General features: G+C 54.7%; 22 protein-coding genes, 1 pseudogene and 1 riboswitch. All 23 genes and pseudogenes read left to right on the top strand.

Annotated elements, in window-relative coordinates; genetic code table 11:
• Positions 1–42 precede the first annotated feature (42 nt).
• The 23 genes and pseudogenes from GT3570_RS10830 to GT3570_RS10725 all read left to right on the top strand — a co-directional run bounded on the left by GT3570_RS10830 (position 43) and on the right by GT3570_RS10725 (position 20,685).
• Positions 43–960, top strand: a complete 918-nt coding sequence (locus GT3570_RS10830) for a DUF7916 family protein (protein WP_014196233.1) — start codon at positions 43–45, stop codon at positions 958–960.
• A 225-nt stretch (positions 961–1,185) separates the two neighbouring features.
• Positions 1,186–1,935, top strand: coding sequence for a sensor histidine kinase (locus GT3570_RS10825; protein ID WP_012820711.1), 750 nt, complete (start codon positions 1,186–1,188; stop codon positions 1,933–1,935).
• A gap of 3 nt (positions 1,936–1,938) precedes the next feature.
• Positions 1,939–2,640: a response regulator transcription factor gene (locus GT3570_RS10820; RefSeq protein ID WP_011231754.1), complete on the top strand. Its 702-nt coding sequence runs from the start codon at positions 1,939–1,941 to the stop codon at positions 2,638–2,640.
• On the top strand, positions 2,640–3,929 hold the full coding sequence (locus GT3570_RS10815) for a hypothetical protein (protein WP_011231753.1): 1,290 nt from the start codon (positions 2,640–2,642) through the stop codon (positions 3,927–3,929). Before GT3570_RS10820 ends, GT3570_RS10815 begins: the two co-directional genes overlap by 1 nt.
• Positions 3,930–4,010: 81 nt before the next feature.
• The gene (locus GT3570_RS10810; RefSeq protein WP_011231752.1) at positions 4,011–4,916 is read left to right on the top strand and encodes an acetamidase/formamidase family protein; all 906 of its coding nucleotides are present in this window, start codon (positions 4,011–4,013) and stop codon (positions 4,914–4,916) included.
• 13 nt (positions 4,917–4,929) lie between these two features.
• Positions 4,930–6,294 (top strand): APC family permease, encoded by a 1,365-nt coding sequence (locus GT3570_RS10805; RefSeq protein WP_011231751.1) that lies wholly within the window; start codon positions 4,930–4,932, stop codon positions 6,292–6,294.
• 184 nt (positions 6,295–6,478) lie between these two features.
• Complete coding sequence (locus GT3570_RS10800) at positions 6,479–7,093, top strand: PH domain-containing protein (RefSeq protein WP_062899106.1); 615 nt, start codon at positions 6,479–6,481, stop codon at positions 7,091–7,093.
• A 337-nt stretch (positions 7,094–7,430) separates the two neighbouring features.
• A riboswitch (cobalamin riboswitch) is annotated at positions 7,431–7,629 on the top strand.
• Between the two features lie 141 nt (positions 7,630–7,770).
• Positions 7,771–8,730, top strand: coding sequence for an ABC transporter substrate-binding protein (locus GT3570_RS10795; RefSeq protein WP_062898752.1), 960 nt, complete (start codon positions 7,771–7,773; stop codon positions 8,728–8,730).
• On the top strand, positions 8,696–9,751 hold the full coding sequence (locus GT3570_RS10790) for a FecCD family ABC transporter permease (RefSeq protein ID WP_011231748.1): 1,056 nt from the start codon (positions 8,696–8,698) through the stop codon (positions 9,749–9,751). Before GT3570_RS10795 ends, GT3570_RS10790 begins: the two co-directional genes overlap by 35 nt.
• The gene (locus GT3570_RS10785) at positions 9,748–11,220 is read left to right on the top strand and encodes an adenosylcobinamide amidohydrolase (RefSeq protein ID WP_062898751.1); all 1,473 of its coding nucleotides are present in this window, start codon (positions 9,748–9,750) and stop codon (positions 11,218–11,220) included. The genes GT3570_RS10790 and GT3570_RS10785 overlap by 4 nt, the downstream gene beginning before the upstream one ends.
• Positions 11,217–12,191, top strand: coding sequence for an adenosylcobinamide-phosphate synthase CbiB (gene cbiB, locus GT3570_RS10780; RefSeq protein WP_011231746.1), 975 nt, complete (start codon positions 11,217–11,219; stop codon positions 12,189–12,191). The genes GT3570_RS10785 and cbiB overlap by 4 nt, the downstream gene beginning before the upstream one ends.
• Positions 12,148–13,218 carry a threonine-phosphate decarboxylase CobD gene (gene cobD / locus GT3570_RS10775; RefSeq protein ID WP_011231745.1) on the top strand — a complete coding sequence of 357 codons (1,071 nt, stop codon included), beginning with the start codon at positions 12,148–12,150 and terminating at the stop codon, positions 13,216–13,218. Before cbiB ends, cobD begins: the two co-directional genes overlap by 44 nt.
• The gene (locus GT3570_RS10770) at positions 13,215–13,772 is read left to right on the top strand and encodes a bifunctional adenosylcobinamide kinase/adenosylcobinamide-phosphate guanylyltransferase (protein WP_011231744.1); all 558 of its coding nucleotides are present in this window, start codon (positions 13,215–13,217) and stop codon (positions 13,770–13,772) included. The genes cobD and GT3570_RS10770 overlap by 4 nt, the downstream gene beginning before the upstream one ends.
• A complete protein-coding gene (locus GT3570_RS10765; protein WP_011231743.1) occupies positions 13,769–14,557 on the top strand; it encodes an adenosylcobinamide-GDP ribazoletransferase in 789 nt (262 codons plus the stop codon). The genes GT3570_RS10770 and GT3570_RS10765 overlap by 4 nt, the downstream gene beginning before the upstream one ends.
• Entirely contained in the window at positions 14,515–15,147 is a 633-nt protein-coding gene (locus GT3570_RS10760; RefSeq protein ID WP_014196225.1) for a histidine phosphatase family protein, read from the top strand. The genes GT3570_RS10765 and GT3570_RS10760 overlap by 43 nt, the downstream gene beginning before the upstream one ends.
• Complete coding sequence (locus tag GT3570_RS10755; RefSeq protein ID WP_011231741.1) at positions 15,099–15,515, top strand: bifunctional adenosylcobinamide kinase/adenosylcobinamide-phosphate guanylyltransferase; 417 nt, start codon at positions 15,099–15,101, stop codon at positions 15,513–15,515. Before GT3570_RS10760 ends, GT3570_RS10755 begins: the two co-directional genes overlap by 49 nt.
• A 14-nt stretch (positions 15,516–15,529) precedes the next feature.
• On the top strand, positions 15,530–16,108 hold the full coding sequence (locus GT3570_RS10750) for a cob(I)yrinic acid a,c-diamide adenosyltransferase (RefSeq protein ID WP_011231740.1): 579 nt from the start codon (positions 15,530–15,532) through the stop codon (positions 16,106–16,108).
• A complete protein-coding gene (locus GT3570_RS10745; RefSeq protein WP_011231739.1) occupies positions 16,105–16,593 on the top strand; it encodes an ECF transporter S component in 489 nt (162 codons plus the stop codon). The genes GT3570_RS10750 and GT3570_RS10745 overlap by 4 nt, the downstream gene beginning before the upstream one ends.
• The gene (locus GT3570_RS10740; RefSeq protein ID WP_011231738.1) at positions 16,586–17,302 is read left to right on the top strand and encodes an AIR synthase family protein; all 717 of its coding nucleotides are present in this window, start codon (positions 16,586–16,588) and stop codon (positions 17,300–17,302) included. The genes GT3570_RS10745 and GT3570_RS10740 overlap by 8 nt, the downstream gene beginning before the upstream one ends.
• Positions 17,303–17,415: 113 nt before the next feature.
• The gene (gene sigX, locus GT3570_RS10735; RefSeq protein ID WP_011231737.1) at positions 17,416–17,961 is read left to right on the top strand and encodes an RNA polymerase sigma factor SigX; all 546 of its coding nucleotides are present in this window, start codon (positions 17,416–17,418) and stop codon (positions 17,959–17,961) included.
• The gene (locus tag GT3570_RS10730) at positions 17,939–19,033 is read left to right on the top strand and encodes a GerMN domain-containing protein (protein ID WP_011231736.1); all 1,095 of its coding nucleotides are present in this window, start codon (positions 17,939–17,941) and stop codon (positions 19,031–19,033) included. Before sigX ends, GT3570_RS10730 begins: the two co-directional genes overlap by 23 nt.
• 193 nt (positions 19,034–19,226) lie before the next feature.
• A pseudogene (gene tnpA, locus GT3570_RS18020) lies at positions 19,227–19,625 on the top strand (IS200/IS605 family transposase).
• 4 nt (positions 19,626–19,629) lie between these two features.
• Positions 19,630–20,685, top strand: a complete 1,056-nt coding sequence (locus tag GT3570_RS10725) for an RNA-guided endonuclease TnpB family protein (RefSeq protein WP_062898750.1) — start codon at positions 19,630–19,632, stop codon at positions 20,683–20,685.
• The last annotated feature ends 7 nt before the right edge of the window (positions 20,686–20,692 follow it).

The following is a 20,692-nucleotide window of genomic DNA, read 5'->3' as shown; positions in this document are numbered from 1 at the left end:
CGAAGCCGTTCTTTTAAGGGACGCCAGAAAGGGGGAGCTCCGGTGAAGCGGCTGTTGGATTGCAACGCCTCCGATTTTCGTCGGATGACAGGAAAACAGTTAAAACAATCGATTCAAGCGTCAGAAGGCAGGGTGATCGTCGCGGAAGTCGTCGGGGAATTCGCGCCGCTGTATCCGGCGGTCACCAACGCTGAACTGGCCACGGCGTTTGGGGCGGATTTGCTGTTGTTGAATTGGTTCGATGTGTTCCGGCCGGTTGTGAACGGGTTGGACACGAACGAACCGAATCAAATGGTGGAACGGTTAAAGCAGTTGACAGGGCGCCCGGTTGGCGTCAATTTGGAGCCGGTTGACCCAAATGCAAAACAGCTTGAGGAGCTTGCGACGCTGCCAAAAGGGAGAATGGCAACGGCCGAGTCGCTACAACAAGCAAAACAGCTAGGATTTGATTTTGTTTGCCTAACCGGAAACCCGAAAACAGGCGTGACGAATGATGAGATTGTGAAAGCCATCGAAACGGCGCGGTCCATTTTAGGCGAGGATGCTCTCGTGATGGCTGGGAAAATGCACGCGGCAGGCGTTGCCGATGAAGCGGGAAGCGGGATCGTATCGGAAGAAGTGGTGGTGCGTTTCATTCACGCTGGTGCGGATGTCGTTTTGATGCCGGCTCCTGGAACGGTGCCGGGGGTGACATTAGACAAGACAGAGAAGCTTGTTCAGGTGGCGCATGAACATGGGGCGCTTGCGATGCTGACGATCGGCACAAGCCAAGAAGGAGCTGACGAGAGTACGATTCGTCAAATCGCGCTTGCAAGCAAAATGGCTGGGGCGGATCTACATCATATCGGCGACGCTGGCTATCATGGCATCGCTGTTCCAGAGAATATTATGGCGTATTCGATCGCCATTCGCGGCAGACGCCATACGTATATTCGCATGGCAAGATCGCCGTTGAGATAAAGTGGAATATGATCAGTCGGTCCCAAAAGCATTCGCTTTTGGGGCGTTTTTTTGCCGGGAGAGGATAGGATGGGAGCCAAGATGATGGAAAAATAAGTTTGCGGATGTGGGAAACATTTGCCTTGTACCGCCGCCTCTATTTATTTTGTGATCAAATGAAAGAACAAATTTGTGATAAAATGAAAAAACAAATGGGAAAGCATTGCGAGTGGCGGGGAGAATATGATGATTGCCGAGCCATTATTTCATCTCATTCTCATTTTCAGCGTATTGTTGCCGCTTGTATCGTTGACAGTGTTGGCGCTGTTGGGGGTAGCAGAAAAAGAAGTGGATTATTGGCAGTTGGAACATGCGCGCCTTCGATTGGAAAAAGAACTTCAAGAAAGCAAGTATATGCAGCTCCATCAACAAATCCGACCGCATTTCTTTTTCAATGCGTTGAACGCTTTCTTATCCTTGGCGCGCTTAGGAAAAAATGAAGAAATGATTCGGGGAATGGAGCATTTTGCGCTGTTTTTGCGTGATAGCTATGAGACGAAACAGCCGCTTATTCCGTTCAAACAAGAATGGGCGCATACAAGCAACTATCTAGCGGTGCAGCAACTTCGCTTCGGTTCACGGCTGTCGGTGTCGGTGCAAATGGATCCGGATGGAGAGCGTGCGCTCATTCCTTCTTATACGTTGCAAACGCTGGTGGAAAACGCATTCAAACATGGCCTTGAGAAAAAAGCGGGTGAAAAATGTTTGGCGATCGATTTTCGACGCCAAGGCAACTGGGTATATTTGCGCGTCTGCGATAATGGCAATGAAGGGAAGGAGTTATCCATCGCGAATGGAGGTGTCGGCTTGGATAATTTGCGCAAGCGGTTTGCTCTTTTGTTTGATTTGCCAACTCAGCTCGTGTTGCAAAAAGATGAGCGCGGGTGGACAGAGGCGCTTGTCGTTTGGCCGTATGTTCCAGGGGATGAGGGATAAACGATGAAGGTGTTGATTGTCGATGATGAATATTTAGAATTGGAACAACTCACGTATTTGGTGAAGCGGAAATATCCGCATTGGGAAGTATGGCCGGCGGAGGATGCCGCAGAGGCGAAACGGTTGGCCGCATCCCATCGCTTCCGGCTGGCGCTGATCGATATCCACCTTCCTGGACAGTCCGGGTTGGATTTGGCCTATGAGCTCAAACAAAAACAGCCCGATCTAGCCTTGATCATTATCACAGCCTACCAAGATTTTGCTTATGCCAAACGGGCGATTCAGCTTGAAGTGCTCGACTACTTGGTGAAGCCGCTCATCGAGAGCGAGTTTGATCAAGCGCTGTCGAAATTTGAACAAAAGCATCCGGAAGCGCTCGTCTCGTCCCCGCTCATCCGCGCGGCGCTCGAATATGTGCACTGTCATTATGCGCAAAAAATCAGCTTAACCGAGGTAGCCGCTGCCGTGCATGTACATCCAGCCTATTTGAGCAGGCTGTTTGTTGAGGAGATCGGCATCCATTTTAAGGATTACGTCAATCGATATCGGATTGAAAAGGCGAAAGAGCTGTTGACCAAAAAGCCGGATTGGTCCATGGCACGCATTGCTGAGGAGACAGGATTTTCTAGTCAACATCATTTCAGTCATTTGTTTCGAAAATATGTCGGCATCCCGCCTACGAAGTATAAGGAGACCAATGGATAATGGACTGGTATATGCTTTTATTCATGGCATGCGTACTGCTGCTTGCTGCTGTGCCGCATATTGGTCGCCGCAGTTTTATCGGAGCGGAGGCGCTTGGATTAAGCAAGGGGGTCAATGCTCTGTTACTGCGTTTTGCATCCGGGGAGCTGCTGTTGTTTGGATGCTATGCTTTTATTCATGGCGGAGTGGCGGCGGGGGTGGTGACGGCTATGGCGGTATGGGCCGCCGTTTTTGTGCTTTGGCGTTCAGCAGCGGCCGTGCGCTATCGTTCCCTAACAAAGGAAGGGGATCGCTGGCCGGACTGCTGTTTTACGGCGCGGGCTTTGTTTTTCTTTCGGTTTTTTGTTCGCCTTCTTTCGATCGGCCGGCTGCTTACCGTTGTCGTGTTATGTGCCTATTTGTTGCAGCAACTCTTTCGTTTTTCTCCGACTTTTTTATTCATTTGGTTCGTCTATGTGTACGTGTTTACCGTGCTCGCCGGTTGGTTGGGGATGCGGAAAATCGGAACGGTTCTGCTATACATTGTTTATATAGTGATGGGAATGGTTCCGTTTGCCTATTATCTAACGGGCGGTGTGGCGCGGCAATATGAGATGATTGTACGCACTGTCCCAGCTTCCCTCGATGTGAACATGGTTTCGTTGTTCGTGTTGTTTTGGGCTGTGCTGGCGGCGGCTGCCGGGCAATGGTTGGCCGACGAGTATGTATGGGATATTGCATCAATATTGAAAAAAGAACGCGTTGCGCTGACGTTTTCTATGGCCGCGTTTTGCCTTGCTCCGCTTCCGTTGGCCGTTGCAGCCTTATGCGTCCCGTATGCGGCGGCCGCTTCGACTGCCGCCATACTGAAACGGTGGCTGCTTCATTCTTCTGTCTTGATTGCTTGGCCGCTTACTATTGCCTTGCTGGCGGCGTTGTCACTCAGCTTATCCCTTTCCTTGCATTCCGTTGTGCAAATTTTTTGGCACAGGTGGAGCAGGCATCTCTCATGGACATATGTCATCTCTTTTTTGCTTGTACTAGCCCTCTTTTTTATTGCTCCTCTTCTTCCGATGCGGATGGTCATGTTTTCGACCGCCTTGCTTGCCTCCTCGTGTTTTGGGTTGGCTGCTTTACGGACAGGAGAGAAACCGATGGGGGTTATAGGCATGATCGGATGGGTATGTTTGTTTGCTATCGCCTGGCGATGGGGAATGCGCCATAATGTGCTGGAGGCCATAGCATGGAATGGGATTGGCGGTTTCTTGTTTACTCAGATTTATCGATTAATTCAAAAAATAAAGAAGTAACAAAAATGAATCAAAAAAATGCAAAACAGTTTGTTTGCTCCCTGTTATAATGAGACAAAAACGAAAGGGAGGAAAGCGGACATGTCATTTGTTCCATGCACAACGGCCATTTATTCATTTAGCAAAAACCACCAACCGGTTCGAACAGTCCAGTCAGGGGAAACGTTTGTCATCGAAACGTACGACTGTTTCCAAAATCAAATTACTTCAAGCGAAACGCCGTTTGACTCGATCGATTGGAATCATATCAATCCGGCGACCGGACCGATCTATATTGAAGGGGCGGAACCCGGTGACATTTTAGCGGTAAAAATTGAACAGATTCGCCTCAAAGGACAGGGGGTCATGGCTGTCGGCCCAGGGCTCGGGGTGCTTGGCGACCGGATTCCGCAGTTTGAGGCAAAAATGATTCCAGTAGAAGAAAACCGGGCCGTATTTGACGAGCATCTTTCTATTCCATTAAATCCAATGATTGGCGTCATCGGGGTAGCGCCGAGCGGTGAGGATGTGTCGTGCGGGACGCCCGGGCCGCATGGCGGCAATATGGATACAAAGCTCATTACAACAGGGGCAACCGTTTACTTCCCGGTTTTTGTCAAAGGGGCGTTGTTCGCATTAGGCGATTTGCATGCGGCGATGGGGGACGGCGAAATCGGCGTGTCTGGTATCGAAATTTCGGGGGAAGTGACGGTCACCGTCCGGGTGATGAAAGGATATTCGCTTAACCATCCACTGTTGCAAAACGATGATGGCATTGCGACGATCGTCTCGGCCAAAACGTTGGATGAGGCGGTCAAACAGTCGGTTGAGGAAATGGTTAATTTGCTGTTGCCGCACACTCCGTTGACGCTGAACCATTTGACGATGGTGCTTAGCGCTGCCGGTCAGACACAAATCAGCCAAGTCGTTGACCCGCTCGTCACGGCGCGTTTCTTTGTACCGCGATTTGTGCTTGAAGCGTATGGCATCCGCCTGTTTGAGGATTGAGGAGGGAACGGCGATGGCGCAACTTGAAACGAACACATCGGTCGAGTCGCTTGGTTATAAACAGGAATTAAAACGGTCGCTCACATTTGTTGATTTGTTGATTTACGGAATGGTGTTCATGGTGCCGATCGCTCCTTTCGGCATTTACGGGTATGTAGCGCAAGGGTCAAAAGGGATGGTCGCCTTAGCATACTTAATCGGAATGGTGGGGATGATTTTCACCGCCTTGAGCTACGCCAGAATGGCCGAGGCGTTTCCAATCGCTGGTTCCGTGTATTCCTACGCCCAGCGGGGAATGAATGAATATGTCGGTTTTATGGCAGGCTGGGTCATTTTGCTTGATTACATTTTCGTTCCGGCTCTTCTCTATTTGGTCAGCGCTGCTGCCTTAGCCGATATTGTGCCGCAAGTGCCGATTTCCGTGTGGCTCGTTCTGTTTATTGCCATGAATACGGTCATTAATATTCTCGGGATCGAGATGACGGCCAAAGCGAACAAAGTGATTGTTGTTTTAGAGCTCATCGTCCTTGCAGTGTTTGTGATCACAGGAATTATTGCGATTATAAAAGGTGTCAATGGAGCGCAGTTTACGTTCAAACCGCTGTACGATCCTAATCATTTCAGCGCGGAGACGGTGATGGGGGCGGTGTCGGTGGCCGTCTTGAGCTTCCTTGGTTTTGATGCGGTGTCGACGCTGGCTGAGGAAACAAGGGACGGGAAATCATCGATCGGCAAAGCGATCATTTTCGCTTTGCTCGTTGTCGGTGCGCTTTTCATCGTGCAAACATGGGTCGCCGCTCTCATTTGGCCTGATTATACGACGTTTAAAAACGCGGACGTGGCGTTTTATCAGATTGCGGAGCTGGCAGGCGGACCATGGCTGAAATGGACAACGATCGTCGCCACCGCGCTTTCGTGGGGGATCGCGAACGCGCTCGTCGCCCAAGCAGCCATCTCCCGCATTTTGTACAGCATGGGTCGCGACCGTAAACTGCCCAGTGTGCTGGCTAAAGTGCATCCGAAATTTCAAACGCCATACGTCAGCACATTGCTTGTCGCTGTGATTTCGCTCATTGTCACGACGGTGTTCGCCTCACAAATTGATAAACTCGCTTCGCTTGTCAACTTTGGCGCCCTGACGGCTTTCCTCTTTTTGCATGTGTCGGTGATGAACTATTTCTTGCGCAAACAAAAGAGTAACGATTATATTAATCATCTCTTGTTTCCGCTCATCGGTTTTGTTATCATCGGCTATGTATGGATGAATCTGGACCCGCTCAGCAAAAAGCTAGGATTGATTTGGATCGCGATTGGACTCGTTTATCTGGTCTTTTTGCGACTCACGAACAAAGACTCCCGTCTAAGCGGGGAACTGTAGTTGCTTGTAAGGCCTGACGCCGTCATAAAAGGCGTTGGGTCTTTCGTTTTTTGCCGACGATGAAACATTTTTTCGATCGCGACGTATTACGAATGAGAGTACGGCGCCTTGTTAAGGCAAAACACCGTTCATCCGCAATAGGCGGGCGCCGATAAAACATGGAAGGAGCCGGGGGAACATGAGCATGTTTGGAAAAGTCGCCGCCGATGTGCTTGGGCTAAGCGACATCGGCTCGGTTATTCAACCGAAAGACTATGACAAAGTAGATGCCGATGATTATGTGATGCACGAGGATGGAGAAAAAATCTATTTTCTTATCAAATCGAAATCGGATGAGTATTGCTTCACCAACCGCGCGCTCATTCATCTGGACGGCACGAGCGCTGCGAGCAAAAAACGGACGCTGCGCCGCTACGATTACTATAAGCATCCGATTTCCGACGTGTCGCTCGAAACAGCCGGGACGGTCGACTTGGACGCGGAAATCAAATTTAAAATCGGGTCGCACTGCTATTCGATTGATGTGCATAAAAAGCATATTGAGGAATTGAAAGATTTGTATAAATCGCTGCTGGCGATCGCGGAGATTTGCCATGAAAACGAAATGAAATTCCACTATGCTGAGCGGAGTTTGGAACTGGCGGCCAAGGTGTTTGCCAACATGCGCGGCGACGGCGTCAATGTGTCGGCGGATTTTCAGGCCGTGAATGAATACGCTTTTTGCTGGCTGACGGAAGCGAAAAAGAACTATACGATGAAGGATTTCGGGTTTGTGTTTGACAAATATATTCAACAGTGACGAGATGAAGGTTGTATCGGGGAAAGACGCCGTGCCAGAGGTGGGGCGTCTTTCCTAATTTTTTTAGCGACATATGGAAAAGGAACGTTTCTCCGCAGCCGGAAGAAACTCAAAAGATGAGGTTTGTGGGAATCGATGAATAGGCAACATGGCGGCATTTGACATCGCGGAGCTCGATGCAACGGCGCATGCGGCGTTCCGTACAAAACACGGACACTGGAGCCGAGCTGCCTGACCGCAAAAGTGATCGATGACCGCCTGCCGCCAGCCCACTGTAAATTCACAGTTGTCAAATGCCAGGCCTTGCTTTAATATAAAAATGTCCATATCCGATAACTAAATCAACTCGCAGCAAGGCGCCGAAAAGGCTTAATAGGGAATCCGGTGGGAATCCGGAGCTGTCCCCGCAACTGTCAATGCGGACGAAATGAAATCGCCACTGTACGGACGGATGGCTTGCGCTGTTTTCCGTACGGGAAGGCTTCAGAGTAGGATGAAGCATGAGCCAGTAGACCTGCCTTGCTTGCCGCAGTTTCCGAATCTTCGGGGGGTGAGACGCGGAAACAGTCGCATAGGGCATTGTTGTGCCCATTGGCGGTCTGTTTCGCGCTCATTCCCAGATTTAGGCGGAATGGGCGTTTTTTATTGTACATACATCACTGAAGGGGGAATGACGGATGAAACGTTGGACATGGCCGGCGGTGGTGGCGGTGTTCTTCCTTCTGGCCGCCGTGCTGGTCGGCTGCAGCGGTGGAGCCAATAGCAACGCCCAGCCAGCGAAAAAAGAAGAACCGAAAACGGAACAAGCGGCGTTTCCGGTGACGGTGAAAGACGGGCTTGGCGAGGATGTCACAATCAAAGAGGAACCGAAAAAGATCGTCTCACTCATCCCAAGCAATACGGAAATCGCCTATGCGTTGGGGTTGGGCGATAAGATCGTCGGGGTCAGCGATTTTGACAATTACCCGGAAGACGTCAAAACGAAAACGAAAATCGGCGGCATGGAATTCAACGTCGAGAAAATCATTTCGCTCAAACCGGATCTTGTCTTGGCCCACGCGTCAAGCGCCCATAACTCGCGCGATGGCCTCAAGCAATTGAAAGACGCCGGCATCACCGTGCTTGTCGTGAATGACGCGAAGTCGTTCGACGATGTGTATGCGTCCATCGAATTGATCGGCAAAGCGACCGGGGCGTCGGACAAAGCGAAGCAAGTGATTGATGAGATGAAAGAGAAGCTTGCGCAAATTCAAGAAAAAGCGAAACAAATCCCGGCGGACAAACAAGCGAACGTCTGGATTGAAGTGTCGCCGCCGCCGCAGCTGTATACGGCCGGCAAAGGGACGTTTATGGATGAGATGCTTCAAGTGATTTCAGCGAAAAACGTCGCCGGCAGCTTGGAAGGCTGGCCGATGGTGACGGAAGAAAAAGCAGTGGCCTATAAGCCGGATGTGATCATCACGACATACGGCGGAGCGAAGCAAGTGTTTGCGCGCGCTGCTTGGAAAGACGTGCCGGCGGTGAAAAACAAGCGGGTGTATGACGTCAACACCGACTTAGTAAGCCGCCCGGGTCCGCGCCTTGTCGAAGGAGTCGAGGAACTTGCCAAAGCCGTTTACCCGGATGTGTTCAAGTAAAACGTGGATGTATATATTGGCCGTCACGGCGGCCATGTTATCGTTGCTCGTAGGGATATCGACAGGATCGCTGTCGATTCCCTTTTCTTCTATTGTTCGCATTCTTGCGTCCGAATGGTTTGGTATGCCGCTTCCGTCTGACATTCCGGCCGATTGGGTGCCGATCGTGATGGCGATCCGCTTGCCGCGCGTCGTGCTCGCTTTTTTGGTCGGGGCGTCATTGGCGCTGGCTGGCGCGGCGTTCCAAGGGTTGCTGAAAAATGCGCTCGCCGATCCGTACACGCTCGGCGTCTCGTCCGGCGCCTCGGTCGGGGCGGTGCTCGTCATCTTTCTCGGCTGGCAATGGCCGCTCTTTGGCACGTTCACGCTGCCGATCGTGAGCATTTTATGCGGCATGGCGACGCTTGTCGCCGTTTTGGCGTTCACTCGCGCGGTTGAGCCGCAGCTGTCGGTTGAGACGATCATTTTAGCCGGCATTATCTTCGGCGCGTTTTTCAGCGCCTTCATTTCACTGATGATCGCTTTGACCGGGGAAGAATTGCGGCAAATCATCTCATGGCTGATGGGAAGCGTCGCGATGCGCGGCTGGAAATACAGCGGGCTTTTGTTGCCGTTTTTTCTCATCGGCGCGGCGGTGCTTCTCGCCAACGGCCGCGAGTTGAACGCGTTTGCTTTTGGCGAGGCGGCGGCGCTTCATGTCGGCGTTGATGTTACGCGCCGAAAAGTCATCATTTTGACGGCGGCGGCGCTGCTCACCGGCGCGGCGGTGTCGGTGTCCGGGACGATCGGTTTTGTTGGGCTCGTTGTTCCGCATATGGTTCGGCTTGTGTGCGGGCCAAACTATCGGGTGCTGCTGCCGCTGTCTCTCTTGTATGGCGGTGCGTTTCTTGTGCTTGCCGATGTGGCGGCGCGGACGATCATTGAACCGCGCGAACTGCCGATCGGCGTCATCACCGCGCTGATCGGCGCCCCGCTATTTGCCGTCTTGTTTTTCCGAAAAATGAAGCGAAAGATGGGATGATGATGCTTGAGGTGCGGGCCGTATCGCATCGGTATGGACCAAAGCAAGTGCTTGATCGTGTGACGTTTTCCGTGGAAAAAGGGGAGCTGTTTGGCATCGTCGGGCCGAACGGCAGCGGAAAAACGACGCTGCTGAAACTCATTTGCAAAGAGCTTCCGCTTGCCAGCGGTGAGATCAAGATTCATGGCCAGCCGCTTTTGGCGCTGTCTGCGAAGCAATGGGCGCGGTTTGCCGCTGTCCTGCCGCAGACGGCGGAGGCGGCGCCCGGCTATACGGTGAGAGAAACGGTGGCGCTCGGCCGCTACGCCCATCAGCGCGGCTTGTTTCCGACGTGGACGAAAGAGGATGAAGCGGCGGTTCAAGAAGCGCTTCGTGCGGTCGGCTTGGCTGACAAAATCGATGAGCCGCTTGAGCGGCTAAGCGGCGGCGAGCGGCAGCGCGCCTATTTGGCGCGGGCGCTTGCCCAAAAGCCGCAGCTGCTCTTGCTGGATGAGCCGACGAACCATATGGATGTGAGCGGCCAAGTCCGGCTTTTGGACCGGCTCGCGGAAGCTGCCCGCTCCCGCGATTTGACGGTCGTCGCCGTCTTTCACGATATGAACGTCGCTAGCTTATATTGCGACCGGGTGCTTGTGTTAAAAGAAGGAAAAACAGCGGCGCTTGGAACGCCGACAGATGTGATGACGCCGGCGCTGCTTGAGGAAGTGTTTGCCGCGCCGATTGTGCGTCTGGCCCATCCGGCGGCGGCAAAGCCGATGTTTTCGTTTGTGCCGAAAGGGAAACAAGAAGAATCGTCGGCCGGCGGGCTGCGTTTGTCCTTTCTTGATGACGCCGCTGTTCTGGCCTCCTGCCAGCCGCTTCGCGTCCTGTCCTCGGCATTGATCGGCGCTGGGTTTCAATGGGCGACCCATTTTGTCAACCGCCAAGTCGGGTTGGATTACGATTGCGGCGATGCGGAAGGAGACATGCGCCGCTATTTGGAGCAGCACGGGTTTTCGCCGAAACGAACGATCGGCATGATGACGGCGGTTGACGTCCATGATGCCGTTTGGCTTCAGAAAGAAGGGGAAGCGTTTTCGGTTGCAATCATGACGACCGCTGGCGTCGGCAATGCGGTTGATGCCGCTCGGGCGTGGCAGCATAAGCCGCTTGCGGCAAGGCCGGGAACGATCAATATGGTGATTGTCATTGACGGAGTGCTGACGGAAGCGGCGTTTGTCCAGGCGATGATGACAGCGACGGAAGCGAAGGTAAAAGCGCTCGCCGACTGTTCGGTTTGCGACCTGGAAACAGGGACGCTTGCCACCGGCACGTCGACCGATTCGCTCGCCGTGGCGGCGACGCAAACCGGGCGGACGTTTGCCTATGCCGGAACGGCGACGGAACTCGGGCGCGCGATCGGTCGGCTCGTGTATGAAGCGACGATCGAGGCGCTTGACCGCTACAAGCGGCGGAGGGGGCGGCGATGACGCATTTGCTGGCAATGACGTTGGCTTTGCTGTTGGATGCGCTGCTTGGCGACCCGCGCTGGCTGCCGCACCCTGTGCGCGGGATGGGAACGCTGATTGCGTGGCTTGACCGCCGCTGGAATCAAGGAACAAAGCGGCGGGCGAAAGGGGCGGCGGCCGTGGCGGTCGTGTTGGCCGCTGTTTACGGGGTATCGGCGTTGGTCGTTTATGTGGGCTACGCGCTGTCCGTATACGTGGGGGTGGCGATCGAGGCGGCGCTCATTTTCACCACCATTGCGACCAAAAGCCTCGCTGAAGCGGCTGAGGATGTGCGCCGGCCGCTTGAAGCGGGCGATCTTCCCGAGGCGCGGCGGGCGCTGTCGATGATCGTTGGCCGCGACACCGAGCGGCTCGATGAGGCCGGCATCACCCGCGCCTGCGTCGAAACGGTGGCGGAAAATACGAGCGACGGCATCACGGCTCCGCTCTTTTACGCGGCCTTGGGCGGCGCGCCGCTTGCCATGCTGTACCGGGCAGTGAACACGTGCGATTCGATGCTCGGCTATAAAAATGAAACGTATCGCGAATTTGGCTGGGCGGCCGCCCGGCTGGACGATGCGCTCAACTACATTCCGGCGCGGCTGACGGCGCTCGTGATGGTGTTGGTTTGCGGCGGCCGCCGCCTTCGTTTGGCGCTGTCGATCTTGTTTCGCGATGCCCGCCGCCACCCAAGCCCGAACAGCGGCTGGCTCGAGGCGGCGATGGCTGGATTGCTTGGGGTGCAGCTGGGCGGGACGAATACATATGGCGGCGTCGTCTCTGAGCGGCCGACACTCGGCGATCCCGATGTTCCGCTGCGCTCGGTTCATATTCGCCAGGCGGTCGGCATCATGATCAGAACGGTGCTCGCCTTTACGTTATTGCTGCTATGGATCGGGGGGATGATCGTTGCGTTGGCCGGCGCATGGGGCGAATCCGCTCGCGTTGTATGAGCAATGCGGATTGGCCCCTCCAGACGAATACATTGATTTCAGCGTCAATACGAACCCATATCGCCTGCCGCCGTCGGCTTGGCCGAACGGCGAGGAATGGATTCGCTGGGCCGGTGAGTATCCGGATTCGGAAGCGAAGGCGCTCAGGGAGCTCGTTGCCAAGCAGGAGCAGATTCGACCCGGACAAGTGCTGGTGACGAACGGGGCAGCGGAGGCGATTTATTTGTTGGCCGCGCTGCTTGCCGGCCGGCGCGTCGGCATCTTGGAGCCGACGTTTTCCGAGTATCGGCGCGCCTGCCTTGCTTACGGATGCGAAGTCAAGTCTTTGCTGGCAGAGGAAAGCCGCGGTTTTTCGTACGACATTGACCAAGCGGCGGCATGGGCGGCGGAATGCGACGCGGTTTTTTTCTGTCATCCGAACAATCCGACCGGAACCGTGATGCCGGAGCGTGATCTCCGCTCGCTCGTCGCTGCAGCGGACCAAGCGGGGACGTATATCGTGGTGGATGAGGCGTTCTATCCGTTTTGGCGCGGCGGATTTACAGCCATGCGTTGGCTGGATCGCTATCCGCGCCTCATTGTGCTTCGATCGTTGACGAAAATTCATCATCTGGCCGGCGTGCGCCTTGGTTATGTCGCTGCCGACGAGGCGGTGATCGCTTCGCTGAAAACGCATCAGCCGCCATGGAGCACAAACTGCATCGCCCAACAATTGGCGCTTCGTTTCATGGCGATGGAATCGTTTGTCAAGTGGACGAAAGAACGGATCGCCGCCGAGCGGGAGCGCGTGTTTCGGTCGCTGCCGGCCGGCCGGTATGCCGTCTCGCCGTCGGTCGTCAATTTTTACTTGCTGCGTCCGCTCTCCGGACGGACAGAGGATTTGTTTTTCTATTTATTGCAGCAAGGAATCGTCCCGCGGCATACAATGAATTTTCCTGGACTGGACGGACGTTACGTGCGGCTTGCGGTCAAAACGCAGGTGGAAAACGATCGGCTTCTTGAAGCGCTTGCGAGGTGGAGCGGATGATGGTGTTTGTCAGCGGCGCCGCGCGCAGCGGAAAAAGTGAAGCGGCGGAAATATGCGCCATCCGGCTTTCTCGCGGCGGTCGGCTTCACTATATCGCCACCGCGCAGGCAATGGATGAAGAAATGACGGAGCGCATCCGCCGTCATCAAGAGCGGCGCGCGGCGCAGGCCGCGCATTGGACAGTGTGGGAAGCCCCGTTCTCTTCTCAGGAGATTGCCGCTTCCTTGCACCCTGATGATGTTGTTCTGCTTGATTGCTTGACCACATGGCTCGCCCACGAGCTGTTCTTTGGTGAAAATTGGAAAACAGACGCAACCGCTCAAGCTGTTGCTTGCCGCATGCTCGATGAAGTGCGGGCGTGGGCGGATGCCTGCCGTGCGGTCGTGATTGTATCGAACGAGCTGTTTGCCGGGGGTGTTCCGGATGATCCTGGCACATTTCGCTACATGAAAACGCTTGGCTTGCTTCACCAACAGTTGGTCGCGGAAGCGGCGGCCGCCGCGGTCGTTGAATGCGGCCTTCTCCGCGTGAAAAAAGGGCGGTGGCCGGGATGAAGCAAGCATGGAACGGATGGTTGTTGGCGCTGCAGCTGTTTACCACGATCCCGATTCGGCGCTCGATCGCATGGAACGCCGCCCATGTCCGCTGGCTCGTGCGCTGTATGCCGCTTGCGGGGGCGCTGATCGGGGCGCTTTCGGCCGGAGTGTATGCACTCTTTTCCACGTTTTCATTCAGCTCGCCGCTTGTTTGGGCGCTTCTTCTTCTTTGGCTCGGCATTTGGATGGCCGGGGGGATGCACGCTGACGGCTTTATGGATGTGAGCGACGCGTTTTTTTCGTACCGCGACGTCAAGCGGCGGCAAGAGATCATGTCCGATCCGCGCGTCGGCGCGTTTGCGGTGTTGTCGCTTATTTGTTTGTTGTCATTTCGTTGGCTGTTTCTGTACGAATCGCTCCAGACAGGCATTCCGCCGGCGCTGTTCGCCGCCGTTCCGCTGTTGTCGCGGGCCGGGGCTGCCTGGCTTCTTTCCGTCGGCAAGCTGGCAAAGCCGACAGGAATGGCTGCATCGCTTCGCGAATATAGTTCATGGCGTGATGCCATTTGGGCGCTTGGACTCGCTTTTGTATTGCTTTCGCTTCTTTGTGCATCCACCGCCATTTCGGTGCAAACAGGGGCGGCGCTGGCTGCAGCGGCTGTCGTTTTGGCGGCGGCGGCAAAGCCGTGGGCGGAAAAACAGTTTGGCGGCATCACCGGTGATGTGCTCGGCGCGCTGATCGAAGGAGGAGAGACGGTGCTATGGGGCGTCATTTGGCTCTTACACTCATCCGTCATGGGATGACGGAACAAAACCGACGTCGGGCGTATATCGGCTGGACGGACGCGCCGCTTGCGGCCGCGGAGCGCAATCGGTTGTGCCGCTTGCAGCTTGAGCGGCCGTATCCGGTCGACTGCATGGTTACAAGCGACCTTCACCGCTGTCGAGAAACGGCCGCCTTGCTGTTTGGCGGACGCGGGGCAGATTGGTGCACCAGCCGTTGGCGCGAGCTTCACTTTGGCGCTTGGGAAGGAAAAACGTTTGCTGAGCTGGAAGCGGAGCCCGCCTACCGCCAATGGCTTGCGTCGCCCTTTTCTGCGGCGCCGCCCGGCGGGGAGCGTTATGCCGACTTTCAAGCGCGCATCAAACAGGCGCTTGCGGAGACGATTGCTTTCGCTGAGCGGGCGGGCGCCCGTCATGTGGCTGTCATCACCCATGGCGGCCCGATTCGCCTCCTGCTCGAGCAGTATGCGCCCGATGCTCGTTCGTTTTGGGAATGGGAGGTGCCATTTGCCGGCGGATATACATTGGAATCGACGATCGAGCGTTGGAAAGGGGGAGAGCGGTGCATTTCGTTATCGGTGGTGCGTTTCAAGGAAAACGAAAATGGGTGAGGGAACGGTATGGAATAAATGATGGAGTTCATATTGTATGGCATAACGGTTATGTGGAGCCGTATAGGCCGCCGGATGGCATCGAAACGGCAAAAACGGTCGTCTTTGACGGGTTGGAAGCCGCCATCCGCCCCCGTCCGGACCCAGACGAGTGGGAATCCTATTTCCGCGCTTGGCAGCGGTGGGAAGCGGCAGCGCCTAACCGCACGGTCGTTTGGATCGGCACCGATGTGACGCAAGGCGTTGTTCCGGTTGATCCGCAAGAGCGGCGCTGGCGCGACGCCGTGGGAATGTGCTACCAGCGACTAGCTTCCTTGTGCTGCCGCGTCGACCGGCTTTGGTGCGGACTGGCGGAACAATTGAAATAAGGGGGAGAGGAACAGTGAAATTGTATACGCGAACAGGAGACCAAGGGAAAACGAGTTTAGTCGGCGGGCGCGTGGACAAAGACCATTTGCGCGTCGAGGCGTACGGAACGATTGACGAGGCGAATTCGTTCATCGGATGGGCGCTTGCGTTATTGGCCGGCGATGAACGGTTTCGCGACCTTTGCGCTGAGCTGCAAAAAATCCAGCACGAGCTGTTTGACTGCGGCGGCGACCTGGCCATCGTCAACGGCAAGCTTCCGTATAAGGTGACCGAGGCGATGGTCACATTTTTAGAAGAGCGCATTGATGCGCACGTGCAAGAAGCGCCGCCATTGCAAAAATTCATTTTGCCGGGCGGCTCCAAGGCGGCTGCGGCGCTCCATATGGCGCGTACGGTGGCAAGACGGGCGGAGCGGTGCATCGTTTCCTTGCAAAAAGCGGAGCCGATCAACGATGTTGTGCTCAAATATATGAACCGCCTGTCCGATTATTTGTTCGCCGCTGCCCGGGTCGTGAACGCGCGTTTAGGGGTGAAGGACATCGAGTATGAACGGAGCGCGATTGTGTTCCGCGACAAGGAGGAGAAACAATGAACCGCCGCTTGGCTTGGACGGCCGTTTGTTTGGCGCTTTCGGCGATCGGATCGTTCATCAAGCTGCCGACGTTTGTCGGCAGCATCGCTTTGGACAGCGCACCGGCGCTTGTCGCCGCCGGGGTTCTTGGCCCGCGCGCCGGAGCGGCGGTCGCTGGGCTTGGGCATTTGGTTTCGGCGTTGATCGGCGGTTTTCCGCTCGGCCCAGTTCATTGGTTTGTCGCTCTTGAAATGGCGGGGCTTGGCGCCCTGTTCGCCGTGCTGCATCGGCGGGGATGGAAAATCGGCAGCGCTGTCGTCTTTTTCATCGGCAATGCGTTTTTGGCGCCGTTGCCGCTTGCCGTTTCGTTCGGCTGGCCGTTTGTTTTTGCCGTCATTCCGCCGCTTTCGGCAGCCGCGGCGGTCAACGTGTTGATCGCTTTGGCCGTCATGCCGGTTGTCGTCCGGTTGGCGGCGAAAGCGGGGGTGGAGGCGCCGCATGCGTGATGTGCTTTTCCTTCCGTTTGCCGACGGCATGGAGCTCGCCGTTGCGGCCGACGGTTCGGCGGCGGTCGGGGACAAGCCGGGTGATGTGGTGTCCGTCCCGGTGGATGTTGTTGCGTATTTTTCCGCCCGCGTTGCCTTGATGGAGCTGTTGAGCGTCGGAGCGGAAGCGAGGGTCGTCGTGCTGCAAAACTTCATCGCTGATGACCGGTGGGAAGCTCTTTGCCGCGGTGTCAGGAGAACGTGCCGCGAGCTGGGGATCGATCTCCCGATCACCGGCAGCACGGAATCGAATTTTCCCACCGTGCAGTCGGCGCTTGGAGTGACGGCCATCGGGACGGTGGCCAACGAACGGAAACGAATCGGCATCACGCCCGAAGAGGCGAAGTTTGCCGTCATCGGCCGTCCTCTCGTCGGCTCGGCCGTGCTTTCGCATCCGGAATGGGTTGCGCCGCTTCCGCTGTTTGCCGCGCTTCTCCGCACACCATACATTTACGAATTGATTCCCATCGGCTCGAAAGGTATTTATTACGAATGGACACAGCTGTTAGCCGCTAACGGCCGCCAAGGGCGGGCCTGCGCATGCCCGCTTCCGCTCTTTTCCTCCGGCGGCCCGGCGACGTCGGTGCTTGTCAGTTATGATCCAGATGGCGAACGTGAAATCAAAAAGCAAGCCGGCTCTCTCTTTTTTCCACTGCACGTCGAGTGGTAAAAGCCGGCTGCTTTTGGTGAAAAAATCATTCCCTTTTTCGCTCGGACCCGTTATCATGAAGATAATGGGATTTTTTTGTCGTGGTCCATGGAGGAGATAGGGGGAGAGAAGCGATGGACCCCGTCTTTGAACAGTTGTATGAAAAGTACCATCATGATTTGTTTAATTTTTTATTCTACATGGTGCGGAATCGAGAGCAGGCCGAAGATTTGGTTCAGGAAGTGTACGTCAGAGTGCTGCGCTCATACAAACGATTTAAAGGGCAGTGCAGCGAAAAAACGTGGCTGCTGTCCATTGCGCGCCATGTGGCCATTGATTTTTTTCGCAAGCAAAAACGCCGACGCCAATGGGCTGGTTCGGCGGAATGGAGCGAGGAACAAATCGGCGCCGACGAGCCGATTCCTGAGGAAATGGCGATTCAAAAAGAGGAAATTCAGCTTATGTACCGTGGTTTGGCGCGCTGCACGGTTGATCAGCGGCTTGTGCTCGTCCTTCGATTCATCCAGTCGCTGTCGATCGCGGAAACGGCGGAAGCGCTCGGCTGGACGGAAAGTAAAGTGAAAACAACGCAGCACCGCGCACTAAAGGCGCTCAAGCAATATATGGAGGAAGAGGCAAAACAGGAGGGGTGGCGGTGTGAAAAAGCTCAATTGGAATGAGCGATGCATTGAACATGGCCTTGAACAGTTGCCCGTCATCAAAGACCGGCGCACGAAAGAAGAAGTGTATGTCCGGCTGGTGCGCGCTCAGCGGATGGCGCGCTGGAAGCGGCGTTGGCTCCCAGCGGTTGCATCGGCGGCCGTGCTTGCATTGGCGGTTTATGCCGGTCCGCATTTTATCGTTCCAACACGTTCGGACAAAAACGAGGCTTCCTCATCCCCTGTTCAGACGCTAGAGGCGGATGGCGCTTCCTCTCACCCAAAAGCGATGATGGCCGCCAGCGAACCGGCGAATGCAGTGGTGATTGCCTTGCCCGATGAGCGAATCGGCCAAGTGGTGCCAGTGGTTGTTCCCCTTCCTGGCCGTTTTGCGCCGAAAGAACGGCTGTCCGCGGCGCTCGGTGAGCTTGCCCGTTCCCCGTTGCGTGAGGCGTCCGCGTGGCTCGACGGTGTGAAGATGGCCCCGGCGGCAGGCGATGGGCGCGTATGGGTTGTTCGCGTTCCAGCGAGCCATCGCGTGTTTGCCGCCAGCCATGAGGAACAGCGCCTCTTTTTCGACGCGGTCATGGAAACAGTGCGGCAGATGGGCGGGCGAAGCATCCGCTTTTTCACTGGGGAGGAGGAGGGGCTCGATTTGCCAGTGTTGGGTCGTCTAAAAACGACAAAAATCAATGAGCAGAAGCGAATGTATTATCAAAACCGCTCCTCCTCCTTCGGCTATCCGGTGCTCATCCCGGCGCTAGGCAGCGCCCGCTCGTTTCCTGAGGCGCTGCAGCAGATGAAAAAATCGACGATCCACGGGCTTGAGCCGGCCATTCCACCAGGGGTGGAAGTTGATTCGGTCGATGTCGATGCGCGCCATGCTACGGTCCGGCTTCATTTGTCCGCTCGACCAAGCGCGGAAGAAGCGGCGAGCATGGCGGAGGCCGTGCTGCTGACGGCGAAAGAGTTTGGGCTGCTTGACGTCACATTCGAATCGAGCGGGTTATCGACTCTTGGCCCGTATCCGCTTGGGAAGCCGATCAACGTGCCGGCCGGACCGAACGCCGCGTTGCTGGCAACCGGCCCGTAGCCGCCAGCGTGAGCTCTTAGCGGTTTTTAGACGGTATCATTTTGTTACAGAAAATGCCGTCTGAAAGCCCACGGTTTGAATCGTGGGATGAAAGACGGCGTTGCTCGGTAATCTCTTCATGGGATTGCTTAGAGCAACCATTTTTTATCTTTAATTGTTTGAGTATGACCATTAAACTGATACAATTAATAATATGGAACAAAAATATCGAAGAACGAAAACAACTGTATCGTTGATTCACTATCATTTTGTTTTTTGCCCGCGTTATCGAAGAAACGTGTTAGTGAACAAAGTGGAAGAGCGATTCAGGCAGTTAGTAGAAGAAATTTGCCAAGAGAATGATGGGGTCATCCTTGCGATGGAAGTGATGCCTGATCATTGTCATTTGTTCTTGAATGGCCTCCCTTCTGATTCTCCATCAGATATGATGGCAAAAGTGAAAGGAGTGACTTCCCGACGATGAAGGGAAGAATTTCAACACTTGTCTCATCTGCCAAGTCTTTGGACACGCTCTTTCTTCGTGAGTACAGCAGGGAATGGATCAAGCGAAACCATCAAACATTATGTGGAATCTCAAAAGAAAAGGGGGTGAACCCATGCCGACGATCACACTAAGGCTGGAACTGCACAACCCAACGAAAGTCAAACAGGAAATGTATGAACGGATGACAGAAGTGAACACAGAGTTTGCGAATTGGCTGTTGGATCATCCAGAACTGAATCAAGCGACGAGTAAAATTTTTAAAGCGTTTTCGTCACAACGATTTCCTTCCGCCGTCGTGAATCAAACGATTCGAGAAGTGAAGTCCCAAAAGAAAAACCAGAAAACAAAGAAGTTTCGAACATTATGGTGTTGCTTTAACAATCAAAACGTGAAGGTGGAAAAGAAAGGAGAGTTCTACACCGTTTCATTCCCAACATTAGAGAAGCGAGTCGGTGTGCCGGTGGTCACGCGTCCCTATCAAGAAGCATGGCTGAATCGGCTGCTTAACGGAACCGCCAAACAAGGGGCAGCCAAGCTCTACAAAAAGAGAAAGAAATGGTACTTGGCTGTTGCGATCACAGTTGAAGTCCAACAACGGGAAGAAACGAAGGTAATGGGCGTTGATTTGGGACTTCGTTATATCGCCGTTGCCAGCGTGGGAACGAAATCACTGTTTTTCAAAGGGAACCAATGCGCCTTTGTACGCCGACGATATGCGGCTTTGCGAAGGAGATTAGGAAAAGCCAAGAAGCTCCATATGATTCGCAAAATCGGCCGTAAAGAGTCCCGCTGGATGAAGGATCAAAATCACAAAATCAGCCGTCAAATCGTGAATTTTGCGCTCGCCAACGGTGTTGGCGTGATTCGGATGGAAGAGTTGACGGGGATTCGGAAACGAGCAACTTCCGCAAAAGAAGCGGGGCGAAGCCTTCATGCTTGGGCGTTTCATCAACTGCAAACGATGATCGCCTATAAAGCGGAAATGGCGGGCATTCGGGTGGAGTGGGTGAAGCCGACCTACACGAGCCAAGCATGCCGATGCGGGCATCGAGAGAAAGCAAATCGAAACGGCATCCGCTTCCGATGCCAAAAGTGCGGATACACCCTCCACGCCGACTTGAATGGCGCCATCAACATCGCCAAAGCGATTTCGGGCTTCGCCGCCTAACCTAGCG

The sequence above is a fragment of the Geobacillus thermoleovorans genome (genome assembly GCF_001610955.1).
GTDB lineage: Bacteria > Bacillota > Bacilli > Bacillales > Anoxybacillaceae > Geobacillus > Geobacillus thermoleovorans.
Note: the sequence above shows the minus strand (reverse complement) of the source record. Positions and strands in the feature narration are given on the sequence as shown.